This is a genomic window from Pantoea sp. Lij88, assembly GCF_030062155.1.
In the GTDB taxonomy this organism is placed as follows: domain Bacteria; phylum Pseudomonadota; class Gammaproteobacteria; order Enterobacterales; family Enterobacteriaceae; genus Pantoea.
Map to the genome: position 1 here is coordinate 3,759,512 of NZ_CP118269.1, position 20,331 is coordinate 3,779,842.

General features: G+C 52.5%; 14 protein-coding genes, 4 tRNA genes and 1 rRNA gene. 2 read left to right on the forward strand and 17 right to left on the reverse strand.

All coding sequences use genetic code 11. The features are described from left to right. Positions 1-144: 144 nt before the first annotated feature. Positions 145-1,599, reverse strand: coding sequence for an aminotransferase-like domain-containing protein (locus tag PU624_RS21425; RefSeq protein ID WP_283546553.1), 1,455 nt, complete (start codon positions 1,597-1,599; stop codon positions 145-147). A 174-nt stretch (positions 1,600-1,773) separates the two neighbouring features. On the opposite strand from PU624_RS21425, the gene PU624_RS21430 reads away from it, so the two are divergent. After that, positions 1,774-1,956, forward strand: a complete 183-nt coding sequence (locus PU624_RS21430; RefSeq protein WP_283546554.1) for a DUF1127 domain-containing protein — start codon at positions 1,774-1,776, stop codon at positions 1,954-1,956. Positions 1,957-2,011: 55 nt separating this feature from the next. Here PU624_RS21430 and rpoC read toward each other — a convergent pair whose 3' ends face one another. The 13 genes from rpoC to PU624_RS21495 all read right to left on the reverse strand — a co-directional run bounded on the left by rpoC (position 2,012) and on the right by PU624_RS21495 (position 16,265). Beyond that, complete coding sequence (gene rpoC, locus PU624_RS21435) at positions 2,012-6,235, reverse strand: DNA-directed RNA polymerase subunit beta' (RefSeq protein WP_283546555.1); 4,224 nt, start codon at positions 6,233-6,235, stop codon at positions 2,012-2,014. 128 nt (positions 6,236-6,363) lie between these two features. Next, the gene (gene rpoB, locus PU624_RS21440) at positions 6,364-10,392 is read right to left on the reverse strand and encodes a DNA-directed RNA polymerase subunit beta (RefSeq protein WP_008927143.1); all 4,029 of its coding nucleotides are present in this window, start codon (positions 10,390-10,392) and stop codon (positions 6,364-6,366) included. A 329-nt stretch (positions 10,393-10,721) separates the two neighbouring features. Then, complete coding sequence (rplL, locus tag PU624_RS21445) at positions 10,722-11,084, reverse strand: 50S ribosomal protein L7/L12 (protein ID WP_008927142.1); 363 nt, start codon at positions 11,082-11,084, stop codon at positions 10,722-10,724. A 65-nt stretch (positions 11,085-11,149) separates the two neighbouring features. Beyond that, entirely contained in the window at positions 11,150-11,647 is a 498-nt protein-coding gene (gene rplJ / locus PU624_RS21450; RefSeq protein WP_003848098.1) for a 50S ribosomal protein L10, read from the reverse strand. A gap of 365 nt (positions 11,648-12,012) precedes the next feature. Then, complete coding sequence (gene rplA / locus PU624_RS21455; RefSeq protein WP_010261038.1) at positions 12,013-12,717, reverse strand: 50S ribosomal protein L1; 705 nt, start codon at positions 12,715-12,717, stop codon at positions 12,013-12,015. A gap of 3 nt (positions 12,718-12,720) precedes the next feature. Then, complete coding sequence (rplK, locus tag PU624_RS21460) at positions 12,721-13,149, reverse strand: 50S ribosomal protein L11 (RefSeq protein ID WP_006121495.1); 429 nt, start codon at positions 13,147-13,149, stop codon at positions 12,721-12,723. Positions 13,150-13,296: 147 nt separating this feature from the next. Beyond that, entirely contained in the window at positions 13,297-13,842 is a 546-nt protein-coding gene (gene nusG / locus PU624_RS21465) for a transcription termination/antitermination protein NusG (protein WP_013359732.1), read from the reverse strand. 1 nt (position 13,843) lies between these two features. After that, the gene (gene secE, locus PU624_RS21470) at positions 13,844-14,227 is read right to left on the reverse strand and encodes a preprotein translocase subunit SecE (RefSeq protein WP_008927141.1); all 384 of its coding nucleotides are present in this window, start codon (positions 14,225-14,227) and stop codon (positions 13,844-13,846) included. A gap of 231 nt (positions 14,228-14,458) precedes the next feature. Continuing rightward, complete coding sequence (gene tuf / locus PU624_RS21475) at positions 14,459-15,643, reverse strand: elongation factor Tu (protein WP_283546556.1); 1,185 nt, start codon at positions 15,641-15,643, stop codon at positions 14,459-14,461. 108 nt (positions 15,644-15,751) lie between these two features. After that, positions 15,752-15,827 (reverse strand) — tRNA-Thr (locus tag PU624_RS21480). 5 nt (positions 15,828-15,832) lie between these two features. Then, a tRNA-Gly gene (locus PU624_RS21485) sits at positions 15,833-15,907 on the reverse strand. Positions 15,908-16,097: 190 nt separating this feature from the next. After that, positions 16,098-16,182, reverse strand: a tRNA-Tyr gene (locus tag PU624_RS21490). A gap of 7 nt (positions 16,183-16,189) precedes the next feature. Continuing rightward, positions 16,190-16,265, reverse strand: a tRNA-Thr gene (locus tag PU624_RS21495). Between the two features lie 778 nt (positions 16,266-17,043). Between PU624_RS21495 and coaA the strand changes: the two genes are divergently transcribed. Continuing rightward, on the forward strand, positions 17,044-17,991 hold the full coding sequence (gene coaA, locus PU624_RS21500; RefSeq protein WP_283546557.1) for a type I pantothenate kinase: 948 nt from the start codon (positions 17,044-17,046) through the stop codon (positions 17,989-17,991). A gap of 42 nt (positions 17,992-18,033) precedes the next feature. On the opposite strand, the gene birA is transcribed toward coaA, so the two are convergent. The 3 genes from birA to rrf all read right to left on the reverse strand — a co-directional run bounded on the left by birA (position 18,034) and on the right by rrf (position 20,293). Further along, complete coding sequence (birA, locus tag PU624_RS21505; RefSeq protein WP_283546558.1) at positions 18,034-18,993, reverse strand: bifunctional biotin--[acetyl-CoA-carboxylase] ligase/biotin operon repressor BirA; 960 nt, start codon at positions 18,991-18,993, stop codon at positions 18,034-18,036. Continuing rightward, positions 18,990-20,027 carry a UDP-N-acetylmuramate dehydrogenase gene (murB, locus tag PU624_RS21510; protein WP_283546559.1) on the reverse strand — a complete coding sequence of 346 codons (1,038 nt, stop codon included), beginning with the start codon at positions 20,025-20,027 and terminating at the stop codon, positions 18,990-18,992. Before murB ends, birA begins: the two co-directional genes overlap by 4 nt. A gap of 150 nt (positions 20,028-20,177) precedes the next feature. Next, positions 20,178-20,293, reverse strand: a 5S ribosomal RNA gene (gene rrf / locus PU624_RS21515). Between the last annotated feature and the right edge of the window lie 38 nt (positions 20,294-20,331).

Genomic DNA, 20,331 nt, shown 5'->3' on the forward strand with positions numbered 1-20,331 from the left:
GCGTTCTCGCGGGAAAGCGGCGCGCAAACGTATGTTTTGCCGCTGGCGCTCTGTGATCCAACACCTTAACGTGGCATCCGTCAGGTTAAGGTTATCTGACCAGGGCCGGATCCCTCCTCTTGCCGGCCCTGCTTCTTCTTGCCGCTATGCGGGAGAAGAGGCGGAAGTCTGTGTCTCATGTTCGCACGAGATCATCGCGCGTTCGACAGCCGCACCCACCAGCGCCAGCGCCTGTTCAGTCTGCTCGTTGATGGGCAGCCCGTAGTTTAAGCGCAGGCAGTTACGGTATTTACCCGAGGCCGAAAACAGTGAGCCTACGGCAATCTGAATTTTTGACTCGCGCAGTTCGCGGTTAAGCCGGACCGCGTCAAATGCTTCTGGGAGTTCTATCCACATCAGAAAGCCGCCCTGAGGACGGGAAACGCAGATGCCGCAGGGAAAATAGTGGCGTACCCAGCAGCTAAAGGTTTCATAGTTGCGATGATAAATTTGCCGCATCCGGCGCAGATGGGGCTGATAATGGCCCTGGCGGATAAACTCGGATACCGCATGCTGAGGCTGCGTCGCGGTGGAGCCTGTGACGATATATTTCATATGCAGCACGCGGTCGCGATAGCGTCCTGGTGCAACCCAGCCGACGCGCAGACCCGGCGCCAGCGTTTTGGAAAAGGAGCTGCACAGCAGAACCCGGTCATCAAGATCCAGCGCTTTAATGGTGGATGGACGCGGATATTCCCAGGCAAGCTCACCATAAACATCATCTTCAATCACGGCCGCATCAAACCTTTGCGCCAGCGCCAGCAGTGCCCGCTTACGCTGCTCAGGCATGATGAACCCCAGCGGATTATTACAATTCGGCACGACAACGACGGCTTTGATCGGCCATTGATCAAAGGCCAGCTCCAGCGCTTCCAGACTGATGCCCGTTACTGCATCCGTCGGGATCTCAATGGCCCGAATGCCAAAGCCGCGCAGGGTTTGCATGATGCCGTGAAATGACGGTGACTCAACGGCAATGATATCGCCCGGCTCACAGACTGCCCGAACGGCGACCGATAACGCTTCATGGCAGCCGGTGGTGATCACAATGTCATCAGCGGTGAGCTGGCAGCCGCTGTCTATCGCCAGCCGTGCAATCTGTTGCCGCAGCGCGAGAACACCATAGAGATTGTCATAATTCAGCAGCGCCATGTCCTGCTTCTGCGCCTGCCGGCTGAAGGCTTTCCACAACGGCTTGAGCGTCGGCTGCGTCAGGTCGGGCATGCCGCTGCCCAGCTGCAGCACATCATCTTCCAGACGACTGTTAATCAGTTCCAGCACCGCATCCCACTGCGTCACCTCAACCGGCCGCTGTGCGGGACGGGTCAGCGCAGGCATCGGGGGCGTTGCTTTGCGTGAGGCGACAAAATAGCCGGAACGCGACTGTGGCGTGATCATCTGCTTCTCTTCCAGCAGATGATAAGCCTGCTGCACGGTGCTGATACTGACGCCATGTTCGGCACTCAGACTGCGGACCGAAGGCAGGCGCTCACCACTGCGATATAACCCCTGTTCAATGCGCTGAGCCAGCAGCGTGGCAAGATGTTCATAGCGGGTCATTGTATTTCCTCTGACTCAGATAGTGAGCAGTAACCAGTACAGTTATGCTTCTTTTCTACCATTCAGATCCCCGTTACCGCAATCTGTATGTTAAAAAAAGGTGATTTTTGCGTCTGTATCATACAGAGTGATCCCCTGAAAATAGTCCTCAGACACTTCACTGAGGGTACTATCATGGGATACGACGAGAATCGCGCAGCTAAACCGTTTACAGGCACGCCTTACAAGCTGGTTCGTTACTTATGGCGCAGTTATAAACGCTGGCAGCTGCGGCGGGAGACGCGCGTCATCCTGTCGAAACTGAGTGACAGTCAGCTGAAAGACATTGGTCTTGGCCGCAATGACTGGAATGCCTGAATCAGAGACAAAAAAAAACCCTGCCGAGGCAGGGTTTTTATCAGGTAAAGGACGATTAATCGTCTTTGTTGCCGCCGAGACCGGCGTTCAACAGTTCAGCCAGACTGGCTGAGGCTTCATCCGCAGTAACCTGCGGTGCAACCGGAACTTCACCTGCCGCTTTGCGGCGCATACGATCCTGATGGTACGCATAACCGGTACCGGCTGGGATCAGACGACCCACGATGACGTTCTCTTTCAGGCCGCGCAGTTCATCGCGCTTACCTGCTACTGCTGCTTCGGTCAGGACACGTGTGGTCTCCTGGAACGATGCTGCAGAGATGAACGATTCGGTAGCCAGTGACGCTTTGGTAATACCCAGCAGGTCACGCATGAAGGTTGCGCCAACTTTTCCGTTCGCTTCCAGATCACGGTTAGAGATCTTGATGCGAGAGAATTCAGCCTGCTCACCTTCCAGGAAGTCTGCACTTCCTGCGCTCACGATGGTTGCTTTACGCAGCATCTGACGAACGATGACTTCGATGTGCTTATCGTTAATCTTAACGCCTTGCAGACGGTAAACTTCCTGCACTTCGTTAGTGATGTAACGGGTCACCGCATGCACGCCACGCAAGCGCAGGATGTCATGTGGAGACTCTGGGCCATCGGAAACCACATCACCGCGCTCAACACGTTCACCTTCGAACACGTTCAGCTGACGCCATTTCGGAATCATCTCTTCGTATGGCTCGCTACCATCCAGCGGAGTGATAACCAGACGACGCTTACCTTTGGTCTCTTTACCGAAGGAGATGATGCCGCTGATCTCCGCCAGAATAGCTGGCTCTTTCGGACGACGCGCTTCGAACAGGTCAGCAACGCGTGGCAGACCACCGGTAATATCCTTGGTACCGCCAGATTCCTGCGGAACACGCGCTAACGTGTCACCAGCGCTGATCTTAACGCCATCTTCCAGCTGTACAATCGCTTTACCTGGCAGGAAGTACTGAGCCGGCATGTCGGTGCCCGGGATCAGAACGTCGTTGCCGTTGGCATCAACAATTTTCAGCGCAGGACGCAGATCTTTACCGCCCGCAGTACGTTCAGCACTGTCCAGAACCACCAGCGAAGACAGACCGGTTAAGTCATCTGTCTGACGGGTAATGGTCTGGCCATCAACCATGTCCGTGAAGCGAATGAAACCGCCCACTTCGGTGATGACTGGCATGGTATGCGGATCCCAGTTTGCGACGGTTTCGCCCGCTGCAACCTGCTCGCCATCACCTTTCGCCATGGTAGAACCATAAGGAACTTTATAGCTCTCTTTGGTACGACCAAATTCGTCGATCATTTTCAGTTCGACGTTACGCGAGGTGATCACCAGCTTACCTGCCGAGTTCGTTACGGACTTGGCGTTGGTCAGCTTGATGGTACCTTTGTTCTTCACCTGAATGCTGGATTCAGCAGCCGCACGTGATGCCGCACCACCGATGTGGAACGTACGCATCGTCAGCTGTGTACCAGGCTCACCGATGGACTGTGCCGCGATAACACCGATCGCTTCACCTTTGTTGATGATGTGACCACGTGCCAGGTCGCGACCGTAGCAATGCGCACACACACCAAAGTCGGTTTCACAACCTACTACTGAGCGGACTTTCAGGCTGTCGACTGAGTTCAGTTCCAGCACGTCACACCAGTGCTCATCGAGCAGCGTGTTGCGTGGGACCAGAATATCAGCAGTGCCCGGCTTCAGAACGTCTTCAGCAGTCACACGACCCAGTACACGTTCACGCAGTGGCTCTTTAACGTCGCCACCTTCGATGACAGGCGTCATCATGATGCCTTCGTGTGTACCACAGTCGTCTTCGGTAACGACCAGATCCTGTGCAACGTCAACCAGACGACGCGTCAGATAACCGGAGTTCGCTGTTTTCAGTGCGGTATCCGCAAGACCTTTACGAGCACCGTGGGTTGAGATGAAGTACTGAAGTACGTTCAACCCTTCACGGAAGTTCGCCGTGATTGGTGTTTCGATGATGGAGCCATCTGGCTTCGCCATCAGACCACGCATACCGGCCAGCTGACGAATCTGTGCTGCAGAACCACGCGCACCGGAGTCGGCCATCATAAAGATGCTGTTAAAGGAAACCTGGCGCTCTTCTTCACCGTCGCGGTTAATCACGAGTTCGGTAGAGAGGTTTTCCATCATCGCCTTGGCAACACGTTCGTTGGCTGCTGCCCAGATATCGATGACTTTGTTGTAACGTTCGCCAGCGGTTACCAGACCAGACTGGAACTGCTCCTGAATCTCAGCCACTTCCGCTTCCGCTTCGGTGATGATTTCCACTTTCTTCTCTGGAATAACCATGTCGTCGATGCCGACTGACGCGCCTGAACGGGCAGCGTAAGCGAAACCGGTGTACATGGTCTGGTCAGCAAAGATAACGGTCGGCTTCAGGCCCAGAATGCGGTAACAGGTGTTCAGCATTTTGGAGATAGCTTTTTTGCCCAGCGCCTGGTTAACGATGGAGAAAGGCAGACCTTTCGGCACGATCATCCACAGGATGGCACGGCCAATCGTTGTATCAATAATGCTGGTTTTAGCAACCCACTCATCCTGCTCATTTTTCTCGTGTTCGGTGATACGCACCTTAACGCGAGCATGCAGCGATGCGAGGCCAGCGCGATAAATACGCTCAGCTTCTTTCGGGCCAGTCAGCACCATGCCTTCGCCTTTGGCGTTAACACAGTCACGGGTCATGTAATAGAGACCCAGTACAACGTCCTGAGAAGGAACGATGATTGGCTCGCCGTTCGCAGGTGACAGGATGTTGTTGGTTGACATCATCAGCGCACGCGCTTCCAGCTGGGCTTCCAGCGTCAGCGGTACGTGAACAGCCATCTGGTCACCATCGAAGTCGGCGTTGTATGCCGCACAAACCAGCGGGTGCAGCTGGATCGCTTTACCTTCGATCAGAACCGGTTCAAAGGCCTGAATACCCAGACGGTGCAGCGTAGGCGCACGGTTCAGCAGAACCGGGTGCTCACGGATCACTTCGTCGAGGATATCCCAGACAACCGCTTCTTCGCGCTCAACCATTTTCTTCGCGGCTTTGATGGTGGTGGCCAGGCCACGCAGTTCCAGCTTGCCGTAAATGAACGGTTTGAACAGTTCGAGTGCCATTTTCTTCGGCAGACCGCACTGATGCAGACGCAGGTATGGACCAACGGTGATAACCGAACGACCTGAATAGTCGACACGTTTACCCAGCAGGTTCTGACGGAAACGACCCTGCTTACCTTTGATCATGTCAGCCAGCGATTTCAGCGGACGCTTGTTAGAGCCGGTGATCGCACGACCGCGACGACCGTTGTCCAGCAGTGCATCGACCGCTTCCTGCAACATACGCTTTTCGTTGCGCACGATGATATCTGGCGCAGCCAGATCCAGCAGGCGCTTCAGACGGTTGTTACGGTTGATCACGCGACGATAAAGATCGTTCAGATCCGACGTTGCGAAACGGCCACCATCCAGCGGTACCAGCGGACGCAGATCCGGTGGCAGAACAGGCAGCACGGTCAGGATCATCCACTCTGGCTTATTGCCAGACTGCACGAACGCTTCCAGCAGCTTGATGCGCTTGGTCAGTTTTTTACGTTTGGTTTCGGAGTTAGTTTCGTTCAGCTCTTCACGCAGCTGCTCGCACTCCTGCTCCAGATCCATGTTTTTCAACAGGGCCTGGATCGCTTCGGCGCCCATTTTGGCGTCGAACTCGTCACCGAACTCTTCCAGAGCGTCAAGGTACTGCTCTTCAGTCAGAATCTGACGCTTCTCGAGGTTGGTCATGCCACCTTCGATTACCACGTAAGATTCAAAGTAGAGCACGCGCTCGATGTCACGCAGTGGCATATCCAGCAGTAAGCCGATACGCGATGGCAGTGACTTCAGGAACCAGATGTGCGCAGTCGGCGACGCCAGTTCGATGTGGCCCATACGCTCACGGCGTACTTTAGTCTGGGTCACTTCAACGCCGCACTTCTCACAAATCACACCACGGTGTTTCAGGCGCTTATACTTGCCGCACAGGCACTCATAGTCCTTTACCGGCCCGAAGATACGGGCACAGAACAGACCATCGCGCTCTGGCTTAAAAGTACGGTAGTTAATGGTTTCTGGCTTTTTCACTTCACCAAAAGACCAGGAACGGATCATGTCTGGCGAAGCCAGCGCAATTTTGATCGCATCAAACTCTTCGGTCTTAGTTTGCGCTTTCAGAAACTTAAGTAAGTCTTTCACGGATTAGCTCCCGTCGGAGTGAGACTCAGAGGGCGTCCAACCGAAATTGAACGCCCCGTAACCAGTACAATTGCGAGCGCTTTAAACCCTGCGCTATCAGGCGGCGGCGAACCGCAGCCTGAAAGGGGTTACTCGTCTTCCAGCTCGATGTTGATACCCAGCGAGCGAATCTCTTTCAACAGTACGTTGAAGGATTCCGGCATGCCCGGTTCCATCTGATGGTTACCGTCAACGATGTTTTTATACATCTTGGTACGGCCGTTGACGTCATCAGACTTAACGGTAAGCATTTCCTGCAGGGTATACGCGGCACCGTATGCTTCCAGTGCCCATACTTCCATCTCACCAAAGCGCTGACCACCGAACTGTGCCTTACCACCCAGCGGCTGCTGAGTAACCAGGCTGTAGGAACCGGTAGAACGTGCATGCATCTTGTCATCAACCAGGTGGTTGAGTTTCAGCATGTACATGTAGCCAACGGTTACCTGACGTTCGAACTGCTCACCGGTACGGCCGTCAAACAGGGTAATCTGACCGGAAGAAGGCAAGCCGCCGAGCTGCAGCAGCTCTTTGATTTCACTCTCTTTCGCGCCATCAAACACCGGAGTGGCGATTGGCATACCTTTCTTCAGGTTCTCAGCCAGACGAAGCACTTCGTCATCGGAGAAGGTGTTCAGGTCAACTTTCTGACGCAGATCGCTACCCAGGTCATAGGCGCGCTGGATGAATTCGCGCAGTTTCGCGACTTCTTCCTGCTTCTTCAGCATGGCGTTGATCTTCTCGCCGATGCCTTTCGCTGCCATACCCAGGTGGGTTTCCAGAATCTGACCGATGTTCATACGCGATGGTACGCCCAGCGGGTTCAGAACGATGTCAACCGGCGTACCGTTTTCATCGTAAGGCATATCTTCGATCGGGTTGATCTTGGAGATAACACCTTTGTTACCGTGACGGCCTGCCATTTTGTCACCCGGCTGAATCTGACGCTTAACAGCCAGATAAACCTTAACGATTTTCAGCACGCCCGGTGCCAGATCATCGCCCTGGGTGATTTTACGACGCTTGCCTTCGAGTTTTTTCTCAAACTCGTGCTTCAGTTCGTCGTACTGCTCTGCCAGCTGCTCCAGCTGGTTTTGCTTGGCTTCGTCAGTCAGACCCAGTTCCAGCCAGCGCTCGCGCGGCAGCTTGTCCAGTTTGTCTGCTTCAACGCCACCAGAAATCAGTACGTTCTGGATACGGCTGAACAGGCCCGCTTCCAGAATCTGCAGTTCTTCAGACAGGTCTTTCTTCGCCTGCTTCAGCTGCATCTCTTCGATTTCCAGCGCACGTTTGTCTTTTTCCACGCCATCGCGGGTAAAGACCTGAACGTCGATCACGGTGCCTGACACGCCATTCGGTACGCGCAGTGACGAATCTTTCACGTCAGAGGCTTTTTCACCGAAGATAGCGCGCAGCAGTTTCTCTTCTGGCGTCAGCTGGGTCTCACCTTTCGGCGTTACCTTACCAACCAGAATGTCGCCACCGGTCACTTCAGCACCGATGTAGACGATGCCAGACTCATCCAGTTTAGAGAGTGCAGCTTCACCCACGTTCGGGATATCAGCAGTGATCTCTTCCGGCCCCAGTTTGGTGTCACGCGACACGCAAGCCAGTTCCTGAATGTGGATAGTCGTAAAGCGATCTTCCTGAACCACACGCTCGGAGACCAGGATGGAGTCTTCGAAGTTGTAACCGTTCCACGGCATGAACGCTACGCGCATGTTCTGGCCCAGTGCCAGTTCACCCAGATCGGTGGACGGGCCATCTGCCAGCACGTCGCCGCGCTCAACCGGCTCACCCAGAGAAACACATGGCATCTGGTTGATGCAGGTGTTCTGGTTAGAACGGGTATATTTGGTCAGGTTATAAATGTCGATACCGGCTTCGCCAGCATGCATTTCGTCTTCGTTAACTTTGATAACGATACGTGATGCGTCGACGTACTGTACGGTACCGCCACGTTTCGCAACGGCGGTAACACCGGAGTCAACGGCAACAGCACGTTCCATACCGGTACCAACCAGCGGCTTGTCAGCACGCAGAGTCGGAACGGCCTGACGTTGCATGTTCGCACCCATCAGGGCGCGGTTGGCGTCATCGTGTTCCAGGAACGGGATCAGGGACGCACCGACAGAAACGATCTGTTGGGTCGAAACGTCCATGTAGTCAACCTGATCACGGCTGAACAGACTTGATTCGCCTTTGCTACGGCAGGTGACCAGGTCATCAACAAACGCGCCGTTATCATCAAGAGGGGCGTTCGCCTGAGCGATAACGTAGTTACCCTCTTCGATAGCAGAGAGGTAATGAATCTCGTCAGAAACCAGACCGTCGATAACACGGCGATAAGGCGTCTCAAGGAAACCGTACTCATTCGTCTGTGCATAAACAGACAAGGAGTTGATCAGACCGATGTTCGGACCTTCAGGGGTTTCGATTGGGCAGACACGACCGTAGTGCGTTGGGTGTACGTCACGCACTTCGAAGCCGGCACGCTCACGCGTCAAACCACCCGGGCCGAGAGCAGAGATACGACGTTTGTGCGTAATCTCTGACAGCGGGTTGTTCTGATCCATAAACTGAGAAAGCTGGCTTGAACCAAAGAACTCTTTCACCGCAGCCGAAATCGGCTTCGCGTTGATCATGTCCTGAGGCATCAGGGTATCAAGGTCGCCCAGTGACAGACGCTCTTTAACCGCACGCTCAACACGGACCAGACCGACACGGAACTGGTTCTCAGCCATTTCACCGACTGAACGAATACGACGGTTACCGAGGTGGTCGATATCGTCCACTTCGCCTTTACCGTTACGGATGTCAATCAGCTTCTTCATCACTTCAATGATGTCGTCTTTGCTCAGGATGCCTGAACCTTCGATTTCATCGCGCAGTAATGAGCGGTTGAACTTCATACGGCCGACAGCAGACAGATCGTAACGATCTTCAGAGAAGAACAGGTTCTCAAACAGGTTCTCTGCTGCTTCGCGTGTTGGCGGCTCACCAGGACGCATCATGCGGTAGATCTCAACCAGTGCGCTCAGACGATCGCTGGTTGGGTCGACACGCAGGGTCTCGGAGATATATGGACCGTGGTCCAGATCGTTGGTGAACAGCGTTTCGATGCGTTTGTGACCGGACTGGCTCAGTTTGGCCAGCAGATCCAGTGACAGCTCCATGTTCGCTGCAATAATCAGCTCACCGGTGCTCTCATCGATGTAGTCTTTAGCGACCACTTTGCCCGCGATATATTCAACCGGAACTTCGATGTGCTGAATGCCATCTTTTTCCAGCTGACGGATATGGCGCGCAGTAATACGGCGTGCTTTTTCGACGTAGACGGTGCCGTTCGCTTCGATATCGAAGGTAGCGGTTTCACCGCGCAGGCGCTCAGGCACCAGCTCCATCTGCAGCTTGTTGTCACGGATTTCAAACACCACTTTCTCGAAGAAGATATCGAGGATCTGAGGTGTAGTGAACTGTAACGCGCGCAGGATGATAGTGGCCGGCAGCTTACGACGACGGTCAATACGGACAAACAGGTTATCTTTCGGGTCAAACTCAAAGTCGAGCCATGATCCGCGGTAAGGGATGATACGTGCGTTGTACAGCACTTTACCCGATGAGTGGGTTTTACCCTTATCGCTATCAAAGAACACGCCAGGACTACGGTGCAGCTGAGAAACGATAACGCGTTCGGTACCATTGATAACAAAGGTACCGTTGTCGGTCATGAGCGGAATTTCGCCCATGTAGACTTCTTGTTCTTTAATGTCTTTTACGGTGCCTTCTGGCGCTTCGCGCTCATAGACCACCAGACGCAGTTTCACGCGCAGCGGTGCCGAATAGGTCACGCCACGGATCTGACACTCTTTCACGTCAAAGACAGGTTCACCCAGGCGATAGCTGACATACTGCAACTCAGAGTTGCCGCTGTAGCTCGCAATAGGGAATACAGAACGGAATGCAGCTTCCAGTCCGTACTGACCTTCTGGATCTTGCTCGATAAACTTCTGGAACGAGTCGAGCTGGATGGAAAGGAGATAAGGTATGTCCAGTACTTGCGGACGTTTACCAAAATCCTTACGAATACGTTTTTTCTCGGTATAGGAGTAAACCATAGGGTTCCTCAGCTAGCTGACAAGTCGACCCACGCTGTCCGTCCTGACAGGACAGTTCATGCAACACGATTTTGTTTGATTCACTGGCTGCGCGGCAGCAGTGCAATACCTCTTTCTATCACGCTTAAATCATTTCATCGCTTTTGAGAAGGCAGGGAACCCGCACAGGAAAGCGGTATATTAAGTCGTCGATAGAGAAAGATATTGAAGAGTAACAATGGACAAACAGTGTGAAACCCCATTGAGACCCTGTAGCGCAAAAAGGCTGGTGACCAAAAAGTCACCAGCCATCAGTCTGAAACTACTCAGACTGCAACCCGAAGGTTGTCTTACTTAACTTCAACTTCAGCGCCAGCTTCTTTCAGAGCAGCTTCAAGTGCAGCTGCGTCGTCTTTGCTGATTGCTTCTTTGATCACGCCAGTTGCTTCAACCAGATCTTTGGCTTCTTTCAGGCCCAGACCAGTTGCAGTACGTACGGCTTTGATTACTGCAACCTTGTTCGGGCCAACAGCTTTCAGGACTACGTCGAATTCAGTTTTTTCTTCAACAGCTTCAGCCGGGCCAGCAGCAACAGCTACAGCAGCAGCAGCAGAAACGCCGAATTTTTCTTCCATTGCAGAAACCAGCTCAACAACTTCCATTACGGACATCGCTGCAACAGCTTCCAGAATTTGGTCTTTAGTAATAGACATGACAATTGTTCCTAAGAATCAGAAAAAGTTTATACGTAAGCAAGTACGAAGAAAAGAATATGGCCTTAAGCCGCTTCTTTTGCATCGCGTACAGCAGCCAGAGTGCGGACCAGTTTGCCGGCAGCGGCTTCTTTCATGGTCGACATCAGACGTGCCAGTGCTTCTTCGTAGGTCGGCAGCGTTGCCAGACGGTCAATATTGGCCGCCGTGATCAGCTCACCTTCAAAGGCTGCAGCTTTGACCTCAAATTTTGCATTCGCTTTCGCGAAATCTTTGAACAGACGAGCAGCAGCGCCCGGGTGTTCCATAGAATATGCAATCAGGGTCGGACCAACAAACGTGTCTTTCAGGCACTCAAACTGAGTACCTTCAACGACGCGGCGCAGCAGGGTGTTACGAACAACACGCATGTAAACGCCAGCTTCACGGCCTGCTTTACGCAGTTCGGTCATTTTATCAACGGTAACGCCACGGGAATCCGCAACAACCGCTGAAAGCGCACCTTTGGCTACTTCGCTGACTTCAGCAACAATCGCTTGTTTGTCTTGAAGATTTAATGCCATTAGCTTTTGCTCCTGGATTTGACCGGGAAAGGATTTCCCCGGAACTCACTTCACTTACTCACCCCAAGGGGTAATAAGCGCTCGAACACGGTGAGCAGAATCCAGCTAAGAAAAAATTCTTTTGGTTCTGTCACCGTCTACGCAGGGTATTAAGCGGAATATCCGGAGATAAACAGCTCCTGCGGTCTTGGACGGAGGCCAGGATAAGGCCTGGCTCCAACCTAAATTCTGTGTGACGCAGCAGAGTCAGAGTGAAAGGCGATAAACGCAACAGTCGGTTCTGGCTCTCTGGTGTCCTGTTCTGTTAATAACAGAACAACGGGCGTAAGATTCTAGGTGAATTTTTCGCCCGTTTCAAGCAGCAATTAGTTTGCTGTTGCGTTCAGACCAGCCTGGTCAACGGCAACGCCGGCGCCCATGGTGGTTGAAAGGCTGACTTTCTTGATGTACACGCCTTTCGCCTGAGATGGTTTTGCTTTTTTCAGCGCAACCAGCAGAGACTCCAGGTTTTCTTTCAGTTTGTCAGCGTCAAAGTCCACTTTACCGATGGTAGTGTGGATGATGCCGTTTTTGTCGTTACGATAACGAACCTGACCTGCTTTAGCGTTCTTAACAGCTTCAGCAACGTTAGGGGTTACAGTACCCACTTTCGGGTTTGGCATCAGGCCGCGTGGGCCCAGAATCTGGCCTAACTGGCCAACAACGCGCATTGCATCCGGAGAAGCAATAACAACGTCAAAATTCATTTCGCCTTTCTTGATCTGATCAGCCAGGTCTTCCATGCCTACCAGCTCAGCGCCTGCTGCTTTAGCAGCTTCAGCGTTTGCGCCCTGGGCGAAGACAGCAACACGTACTGAACGACCAGTACCGTGTGGCAGAACGGTCGCGCCGCGAACGTTCTGATCAGATTTACGTGCATCAATGCCGAGGTTGACAGCAACGTCAACGCTTTCAACGAACTTGGCAGTAGCCAGTTCTTTCAGCAGAGCAACAGCTTCAGCAATGTCATACTGCTTGGTCGCGTCAACTTTGTCGCGGATTACGGTCATGCGCTTGGTCAGCTTAGCCATTTCTTAGTCCTCTACTACCAGGCCCATGGAACGAGCAGTACCTTCGATTGAGCGAGTCATCGCTTCAACGTCAGAACCAGTCATGTCCGCAGCTTTGGTTTCTGCGATTTCACGTACCTGAGCACGAGTCACTTTACCGACTTTATCTTTGTTCGGCTTACCAGAACCAGACTTGATGCCCGCTGCTTTTTTCAGCAGTACGGCAGCCGGAGGCGTTTTGGTAATGAAGGTAAAAGAACGGTCGCTGTATACGGTGATAACAACTGGAGTCGGCAGACCTTTTTCCAGAGATTCGGTCTTAGCGTTGAACGCCTTACAGAATTCCATGATGTTAACACCCTGCTGACCCAGAGCTGGACCAACCGGTGGACTTGGGTTCGCCATACCAGCTGCAACCTGCAGCTTGACGTAGGCTTGGACTTTCTTAGCCATGATATTTCCTCAATTGGGTTATAGCGCCTGTAAAGGCTCCCCGTGATAACGATTTATACGCTGTTGCCAGCGCATAAAAACAAAAGGCGCGAAATTGTAGTTAAATTTCGCGCCTGCTGCAACAGCTAATTTGTGAGCGGAAAGAGGTTAACCTTTCTCCACCTGACCGAAGTCGAGCTCAACCGGTGTTGCACGACCAAAGATGGAAACGGAAACCGTCAGGCGGCTCTTCTCGTAATCCACATCTTCAACCACACCGTTAAAGTCAGCAAATGGACCGTCATTGACCCGCACCATTTCACCTGGCTCAAACAGCGTCTTCGGACGAGGCTTGTCGCCGACCTGCTGCAGACGGTTCATGATCGCATCAACTTCTTTGTCGCTGATAGGTGCCGGACGGTCAGATGTCCCGCCGATGAAACCCATCACGCGTGGGACGCTGCGCACTAAATGCCAGCTGGCGTCATTCATCACCATCTGAACCAGTACGTATCCCGGGAAAAACTTGCGCTCGCTCTTACGACGCTGGCCACCACGGATTTCAACGACTTCTTCAGTCGGAACCATGACTTCGCCAAACAGCTCTTCCATGTTGTGCAATTTGATATGCTCGCGCAGCGATTGGGCTACGCGGCCTTCAAAACCGGAAAACGCCTGTACGACGTACCAGCGTTTCTTTGGAGCTTCAGACATCTCAGAACCTCAGGCCAGTGATAAACGATACCAGACGGACCAGAATACCATCCAGCCCCCACAAAATCAGTGACATCACGGCAGTAACCGCGGCAACGATTAAGGTGGTGTGCAGCGTTTCCTGGCGGGTTGGCCAGATAACCTTACGCATTTCTGTTCTTGCTTCACGAGCAAAAGCCACAGTCGCTTTGCCTTTGGTCGTTAAAAGCGCAATGCCGCCAGCCGCTGCAATCAGTACAACTACGGCTAATGCACGCAGTGGCAATGACACATCACGATAGAGGTAGTTACCTACAATCGCTGCAAGCAGCAGTAACACAACTACTACCCACTTTACCGCTTCCAGGCCACGCCCGCTCCCTTGAGCTTCGGTATTCGCACTCATAAACCAACCTGCCACAATAATTCAGAAACAATTCTGCCCCGCAGTGCGAGGCGTCCAAACCGAATGAGCTTTTGGGGCGTAACTCGGTATCCAACGCCGCATTACAGAGCCTGTCTCAGCAATGATTATGATTCAAAAAATCACTGATGAGCCAGGTTCTATGAAACAGCGTGCAAAAAGGGCATCAAATGATGCCCTTTCCGTGTGCATTGCGTCAAACGTTATCGGTAATTATAAGATAACTTTAGCAACAACACCCGCGCCAACGGTACGGCCACCTTCGCGGATTGCGAAGCGCAGACCTTCGTCCATTGCGATTGGGTGGATCAGGGTAACAACCATTTTGATGTTGTCGCCTGGCATGACCATTTCAACGCCTTCTGGCAGCTCTACTGAGCCGGTTACGTCAGTTGTACGGAAGTAGAACTGTGGACGATAGCCTTTGAAGAACGGAGTATGGCGACCACCTTCGTCTTTAGACAGAACATAAACTTCTGACTCGAACTGGGTGTGCGGCTTGATTGAGCCTGGCTTAGCCAGAACCTGGCCACGCTGGATGTCTTCACGCTTGATACCGCGCAGCAGAACACCACAGTTTTCGCCTGCCTGACCCTGGTCCAGCAGCTTGCGGAACATCTCAACACCGGTACAGGTTGATTTCACGGTATCTTTGATACCAACGATTTCAACTTCGTCGCCGACTTTAACGATGCCGCGCTCAACACGACCGGTAACAACGGTACCACGGCCAGAGATTGAGAATACGTCTTCGATTGGCAGCAGGAACGGCTTATCGATTGCACGGATTGGATCCGGGATATAAGTATCCAGGTGTTCAGCCAGTTCGATGATTTTCGCTTCCCACTCAGGAACGCCTTCCAGCGCTTTCAGAGCAGAACCACGAACGATTGGGGTGTCGTCGCCTGGGAAGTCGTACTGTGACAGCAGGTCACGTACTTCCATCTCAACCAGCTCCAGCAGCTCTTCATCATCAACCATGTCGCACTTGTTCAGGAACACGATGATGTAAGGAACGCCAACCTGACGACCCAGCAGGATGTGCTCACGGGTCTGTGGCATAGGGCCATCAGTCGCAGCAACAACCAGGATCGCGCCGTCCATCTGCGCAGCACCGGTGATCATGTTTTTCACATAGTCGGCGTGGCCTGGGCAGTCAACGTGAGCGTAGTGACGTGCAGCAGTCTCATACTCAACGTGAGCGGTGTTGATGGTGATACCGCGGGCTTTTTCTTCAGGCGTGCTGTCGATCTGATCGAATGCACGAGCCTGGCCGCCGTTGGTTTTAGCCAGTACGGTAGTGATAGCTGCAGTCAGGGTGGTTTTACCGTGGTCAACGTGACCGATGGTGCCCACGTTTACGTGCAGTTTGTTACGTTGAAATTGCTCTTTAGCCATCGCTAGTCCCTCTAAGACACGGATATATCAATGATATCATCACATTAACCAGGCAATGCCTGACTGCAAGGAAGTTACAGAGAAAATCAGGAGGGAGATTAAAGGAAGTGGTGCTGATACCCAGAGTCGAACTGGGGACCTCACCCTTACCAAGGGTGCGCTCTACCAACTGAGCCATATCAGCACATCTGGAGCGGGCAGCGGGAATCGAACCCGCATCATCAGCTTGGAAGGCTGAGGTAATAGCCATTATACGATGCCCGCATCCTGGAACTCGGCTACCTGTTCTTTCTGTAGCTTGCAGATAACAAAGAATGTTTCTCTGCTACCTACTGCCTGTCAGCGGAGCTGACCGACTTTGACTTCGCTAACGCTCAGTCTGAATTCAGGGTGATAAATGACTCACCTGACAGATAAACAGGTTGTTTATCTGTACTCAACCGCGAGGTTGAGATGGTGGTGGGAGAAGGATTCGAACCTTCGAAGTCTGTGACGGCAGATTTACAGTCTGCTCCCTTTGGCCGCTCGGGAATCCCACCTACTTGATGGTGCCGGCTACCGGAATCGAACTGGTGACCTACTGATTACAAGTCAGTTGCTCTACCAACTGAGCTAAGCCGGCATCAAGTGGAGCGCATTCTAGGAAGGTCGGGCTCTGGATGCAACTAAAAAATCGCTTATTTTTTTCTATCGCTTACTATTTGTGCAAATCATCGCATTTTGGCGTTTTTGTGCAGAATATTTGTGCAATCTGGCCCTGTTTTCACAGGATTCAGCAAACCGCGCTGCTGCCCTCCGCGTCTCTGCACACCTCATTTCAGAGAATAAATGATCCGCCAGCCGCATTTTTATTTTGTGTTTCTGTACTAAGTGATGATTTTTCGACCCGTGCTGCGTCATTTTTATCGTGCGCCGAAGATTTTCTATCGAAAGCTGAGCCGGTTTTATCAGGCACAGGCTGCAGATGGAACAGCGAACACCCGCATTGAGAGCGCTAAAATGCGTTTATACCGAGGGTTCTTTTTCGATATTACTCAGGTTATGCATGAATGATGTACCGTATCAGCCTCGCTATACGCCTTTATAGCAGCGCCTGAACATTCAGACGTTGTACCAATGTTAAGAGCAGACTAAACCTGCACATTGACTGTGGTGAGCTTTAAATCATAAACAACGATAAAGCTGCCATAATTAAAGGCATTGTGACGTTTTGTGGGTATGCCGACGAAAGCGTGATCACGTTTATCTTTTTACTTCTGTTAAAAGCCATACTGGTGATACCCTCCAGCCCATTGTTCTCACTGATAAACCAGCGATTCGTGATTCATTTCATCAGTGCTGTCCTGCTTATCGGATAACACGCGGTTGATAGCAATGAATTTGCGGTCAGATGCATGCTTATGGATAAAACGACCCCCCTGACAACGCCTTACTTAGAATTCACTCGTGAGCAGTGGGCTGCATTACGTGATTCTGTTCCTATGACGCTTTCAGAGGAAGAGATCGCGCAGCTGGAGGGCATCAACGAGGATCTCTCGCTGGAGGAGGTAGCAGAAATTTATCTGCCACTTTCGCGTCTGCTTAACTTCTATATAAGTTCTAACGTCCGCCGGCAGGCTGTACTCGAACAGTTCCTTGGCACCAATGGCCAGAAAATCCCCTATATCATCAGCATTGCGGGGAGCGTAGCTGTCGGTAAAAGCACAACTGCACGTGTACTGCAGGCATTGCTCAGCCGCTGGCCTGAACATCGTAAAGTGGAATTGATCACGACGGATGGCTTCCTTCATCCGAATGCCGTGCTTAAAGAGCGCGGTCTGATGAAGAAGAAAGGCTTCCCGCAATCCTATGACATGCACCGGCTGGTCAATTTCGTCTCCGATTTGAAATCCGGAGCCAGTCAGGTGACAGCGCCGGTTTATTCGCATCTGATTTATGATGTGATTCCTGATGGCGATAAAGTGATACAGCAGCCCGATATTCTTATTCTGGAAGGCCTGAACGTATTACAGAGCGGCATGGACTATCCCCACGACCCGCATCATGTCTTTGTTTCCGACTTCGTCGATTTTTCTATCTATGTCGATGCAGAGGAAGATCTGCTGCAAAGCTGGTATATCAATCGATTCCTGAAATTCCGCCAGGGTGCGTTTACTGATCCGGACTCCTATTTCCATCATTACGCCCAGCTTTCAGAGGCAGAGGCGGTTGAGATAGCAGGCAACTTATGGAAAGAGATTAACTGGCTTAACCTGCAGGAAAATATCCTGCCGACACGCGAAAGGGCCAGCCTGATTATGACCAAAAGTGGCGATCATGCGGTCGATAAGGTTCGCCTGCGTAAATAACTGCTGTAATAAAAAAGCCTGCATCAGTGCAGGCTTTTTTGATCAAACAGGACGCAGTGAAATTTCCCCGCCCACCCAGGCCTTTATTTCACCCTCCTGCTCCAGTAATAAGCCCCCCTGACTGTCAACGCCGCGCGCAATACCATGCACTTCACGTTCACCGATCAGCAGCTTAACAGGCCGGTTAATGAAATTATCCAGTGCCGCCCAGCGCGCGATGAAGGGGGTTAATCCCTCCTGTTCAAACAGCGGCAGGGCTTCGCGCAGACTGTTGATCAGACGGGCAGCAAGCTCATTGCGGTTCACGCTCACCCCGGCCTCCTGCAGGTTAATCCAGCCCTGATTAATCTGTGAGGCATCGGCGGTTCGCATCGCCAGGTTAATCCCGGCACCAATCACGATCTGCGCTGCATCACCGGTTTTTCCTGTCAGTTCGACCAGGATACCCGCCAGTTTGCGATCGTTGAGGTAAATATCATTTGGCCATTTGACGCGGACATCATCCGCCCCCAGGGCACGTAATGTCTCAGCCATGATAATACCAATGACCAGGCTAAGGCCCATCGCCGCAGCGGGTCCCTGCTCAAGACGCCAGTACATAGACATGTAGAGGTTAGCGCCAAAGGGAGAGAACCATTGACGTCCCCGGCGACCACGACCTGCCTGCTGATATTCAGCGATACAGGCGGCACCCGACTGCAGGTCATGCATGCGTTCCAGCAGATACTGGTTTGTGGAGTCAATGACCGGGATAACCGAGACATTGCCCTGCGTAACCTGAGAGAGGATTGCCTGCTCATCCAGCAGCTGCATTGGCGCAGACAGGCTGTAGCCCTTCCCTGTCACGGTATAGACATCAAGGCCCCAGCTTTTTAACGTCTGAATGTGCTTGTTTATGGCTGCCCGACTCATGCCCAGCGTTTCACCTAGCTGCTCGCCAGAATGAAACTCACCATCAGATAAAATATCGACCAGCTTTAGCGGGACATTGTGGTCTTTCATGCGATCACCCCGACAGCATTGCACTCGCCCTGCGCCTGAATAAAGCGGACTTCAGGCTCCAGCCAGACATCGAATTTCTCACCCACCTTCGCGCGCACGGTTTTTGCCAGCGCAACGATATCGTCAGGCGTGGCATGGTCAGCGTTAATCAGCACCAGGGCCTGTTGCTGGTGAACAGCGGCACCGCCGATGCGATACCCCTTCAGCTGGCACTGATCGATAAGCCAGCCTGCTGCCAGCTTGGTTTCACCATTCGGCATCAGATAGTGTGGCATACCAGGGAAATGAGCCAGCAGGGAGTTGCACTGTGCCCCGGTAACGACAGGATTTTTGAAGAAGCTGCCTACGTTACCGGTGACTTTTGGATCCGGTAATTTGCTCTGCCGCATCTGGCATACCGCGTGGTAGACGTCCCAGGCATTGGCGGTCACGGGGTTGAGCGTTTTCAGGTCGCCGTAGGTTAATACGGGCTGCCATTGCTTAGGTAATATTATCCCGACCGCGACGATGACATAGCCTGACTGATAGCGATGTTTAAATATGCTGTCACGATAGCCAAATTCACAGGCTTCACGATCGAGGCGTTCTGTCTCACCACTGTGCAGGTTAAGTACATCCACATATTCGCAGACATCTTTTAATTCCACACCATAGGCGCCAATGTTCTGAATCGGTGCCGAGCCGGTCATCCCGGGGATCAACGCAAGGTTTTCGAGGCCGGTGATCCCTTTTTCCAGCGTGCTTTTAACCAGTTGATGCCAGTTCTCACCTGCACCGACATGCAACTTCCAGCACTCAAATTCATCCTGAATTCTGATGCCTTTGATGCGGTTGAGCACCACGGTGCCGGCGAAATCTTCCAGAAAAAGGACATTGCTGCCTTCACCAAGCACGATGAAAGGCATTTGATCATGCTGGCTGGCCTGCCATGCGGCCAGAATGGCGGCTGGCGTCTCAGCGACGATGCGTTTCTGTGTGTGTACTTCAAGCCCAAGCGTATTGTCGGCTTTTAAGGAGGGATGCTGGCTGGACATTTGACGGCCTTTACTGAGTTATCTGGCCGTAGTTTACCGTATCAGAGAGGGGTTCTCAGGCTGTTTTCGGGAATTATGATGAGGTTTTTCACGATCTGCAGACGTAAAAAAGCCCCGCACTGCTGTGCGGGGCTTCTTCACTTATATAATGCCTGGCAGTTCCCTACTCTCGCATGGGGAGACCCCACACTACCATCGGCGCTACGGCGTTTCACTTCTGAGTTCGGCATGGGGTCAGGTGGGACCACCGCGCTAAAGCCGCCAGGCAAATTCTTTGTGCTCTGTCCTGTGTCTTTTGTGCTTA

Excerpts from the sequence above, each read along its gene's own strand:
- rplA (WP_010261038.1), bottom strand. The coding sequence starts at position 12,717 with ATGGCTAAGCTGACCAAGCGCATGACCGTAATCCGCGACAAAGTTGAC.
- tuf (WP_283546556.1), bottom strand. The coding sequence starts at position 15,643 with ATGGCTAAAGAGCAATTTCAACGTAACAAACTGCACGTAAACGTGGGC.
- rplJ (WP_003848098.1), bottom strand. The coding sequence starts at position 11,647 with ATGGCATTAAATCTTCAAGACAAACAAGCGATTGTTGCTGAAGTCAGC.
- rplL (WP_008927142.1), bottom strand. The coding sequence starts at position 11,084 with ATGTCTATTACTAAAGACCAAATTCTGGAAGCTGTTGCAGCGATGTCC.
- coaA (WP_283546557.1), top strand. The coding sequence starts at position 17,044 with ATGGATAAAACGACCCCCCTGACAACGCCTTACTTAGAATTCACTCGT.
- birA (WP_283546558.1), bottom strand. The coding sequence starts at position 18,993 with ATGAAAGACCACAATGTCCCGCTAAAGCTGGTCGATATTTTATCTGAT.
- murB (WP_283546559.1), bottom strand. The coding sequence starts at position 20,027 with ATGTCCAGCCAGCATCCCTCCTTAAAAGCCGACAATACGCTTGGGCTT.
- PU624_RS21425 (WP_283546553.1), bottom strand. The coding sequence starts at position 1,599 with ATGACCCGCTATGAACATCTTGCCACGCTGCTGGCTCAGCGCATTGAA.
- rplK (WP_006121495.1), bottom strand. The coding sequence starts at position 13,149 with ATGGCTAAGAAAGTCCAAGCCTACGTCAAGCTGCAGGTTGCAGCTGGT.
- rpoB (WP_008927143.1), bottom strand. The coding sequence starts at position 10,392 with ATGGTTTACTCCTATACCGAGAAAAAACGTATTCGTAAGGATTTTGGT.
- secE (WP_008927141.1), bottom strand. The coding sequence starts at position 14,227 with ATGAGTGCGAATACCGAAGCTCAAGGGAGCGGGCGTGGCCTGGAAGCG.
- nusG (WP_013359732.1), bottom strand. The coding sequence starts at position 13,842 with ATGTCTGAAGCTCCAAAGAAACGCTGGTACGTCGTACAGGCGTTTTCC.
- PU624_RS21430 (WP_283546554.1), top strand. The coding sequence starts at position 1,774 with ATGGGATACGACGAGAATCGCGCAGCTAAACCGTTTACAGGCACGCCT.